Source organism: Agrobacterium sp. CCNWLW155, assembly GCF_036888815.1.
GTDB classification, from domain to species: Bacteria; Pseudomonadota; Alphaproteobacteria; order Rhizobiales; family Rhizobiaceae; genus Agrobacterium; species Agrobacterium radiobacter.
This window is the reverse complement of the sequence record NZ_JBAKFW010000061.1, coordinates 1-854: the sequence shown is the minus strand read 5'-3', so window position 1 is coordinate 854 and position 854 is coordinate 1. Positions and strand designations below refer to the sequence as shown.

Here is an 854-nt window from a genome sequence, read left to right as displayed (position 1 = left end):
CCGAGCTGGAATTGCGCAAGCAGGGCGTGGAGGTTGGCGCATTCCTGCGCGAGACCCGCACCGGCCGCGTTCATTTCCTCGACCATGGCGGCGTTCTGCTGCGTGGCCTGATCCATGTGGTTGACGGCGGTGTTGACCTCGGAAAGGCCAGCCGACTGTTCCTGCGCCGCAGTGGCGATGGCATCCATATGGGTGTTGACGGAAAGCACCAGCTGCTCGATTTCGGAAAGCCCGACGCCGGTGTCGGCGACCAGCTTCACGCCCTCACCCACCGCAACGGCAGATGTGTTGATGAGCTGCTTGATTTCCTTGGCGGCATTGGCGGAGCGCTGCGCCAGTTCGCGCACTTCCTGTGCGACGACGGCAAAACCCTTGCCCGCATCGCCCGCCCGCGCCGCCTCGACGCCCGCATTCAGCGCCAGAAGGTTGGTCTGGAAGGCGATTTCGTCGATGACGCCGATGATCTGGCCGATCTGGCGCGAGGAATGTTCGATGCGTTCCATGGCGGAAACGGCATCGCGCACCACCTTGCCGGAAAGATCGGCCTTTGACCGTGCTTCACGCACCGTGTCGCGCGCCTCGCCTGCTCGCTTGGAGGTGGCGGAAACATTGGCGGTGATCTCTTCCAGCGCGGCGGCGGTCTCTTCCAGAGAAGCGGCCTGCTGCTCGGTGCGGCGGGAAAGATCGTCGGATGCCGATGACACCTCATGCGCGCCGCCGTTCACTGTCTGTACGGACTGGCCGACGCTTGTGAGCGCTTCGCGCAGCTGATGCACGGAGCTGTTGAAATCGTGGCGCAGCGCCTCGAATTGCGGAGCGAACGGCGTGGCGATCTCGCAGACCATGTCGCCGGA

General features: G+C 64.3%; 1 protein-coding gene. It reads right to left on the bottom strand.

Annotated features, from left to right (window positions below; all coding sequences use genetic code 11):
- Positions 1-854: methyl-accepting chemotaxis protein (locus V6S97_RS29110; RefSeq protein ID WP_334428451.1), on the bottom strand; the 854-nt coding region annotated here is incomplete at both ends.